The organism is Aestuarium sp. (assembly GCF_023253315.1).
Taxonomy (GTDB): Bacteria; Pseudomonadota; Alphaproteobacteria; order Rhodobacterales; family Rhodobacteraceae; genus Marivivens; species Marivivens donghaensis.
This window is the reverse complement of the sequence record NZ_JALRGW010000197.1, coordinates 1-557: the sequence shown is the minus strand read 5'-3', so window position 1 is coordinate 557 and position 557 is coordinate 1. Positions and strand designations below refer to the sequence as shown.

General features: G+C 53.0%; 1 protein-coding gene. It reads left to right on the top strand.

From position 1 onward, the window contains the following. Positions 1-356: 356 nt before the first annotated feature. The coding region (locus AC1QQ2_RS14985; RefSeq protein WP_479713747.1) for a hypothetical protein at positions 357-557 on the top strand (201 nt) is incomplete at its 3' end.

The following is a 557-nucleotide window of genomic DNA, read 5'->3' as shown; positions in this document are numbered from 1 at the left end:
CTCCAATTCCAAGAGGCCCCCCCTCCACACGAGTCAAGCCCGCTCAGCAAGCCATGCCTCGAAAAGCAGTTGCACGGGACGTCTTTTTCTATTGTGTCTCATCTGCGCGCTCGTAAAGTGCCTCATCATGACCAATGGACAAGCTGGACTGGACTACTTGAGCAGTAGCAGAGCACTCACCCGGGCATTCAAGTCAAAATTGTGGAATCCATAGACAAAGTACATGGTGCGAGGGTTGCAGCCGCTCTAAACGCTGACTCTCAGTGCGAGCAGAGCACCTTCTCGTGCCGCGTCTTGGCGTGAGACCAGCAGAGTAAGACAGATGTCTATCTTTAGAAAGGCGAAGAGCCTCGGTCATGACCAAACAGCGAACTTACTTACCCGTTTGGTACGTTTTTTTGCTTGAGGGGGGCAGCCAAGTCGGCAGATTGGCTGTCGGATCGGCTCTGGGCAATCAAAACCAGATCAACCCGGCTCGACATAGCTGGATGAGTGCCCGCAGACACATCCTACGTGTTTACGAGCGCGCCACTATTTGGGATAGGGTTTCTTCTTTT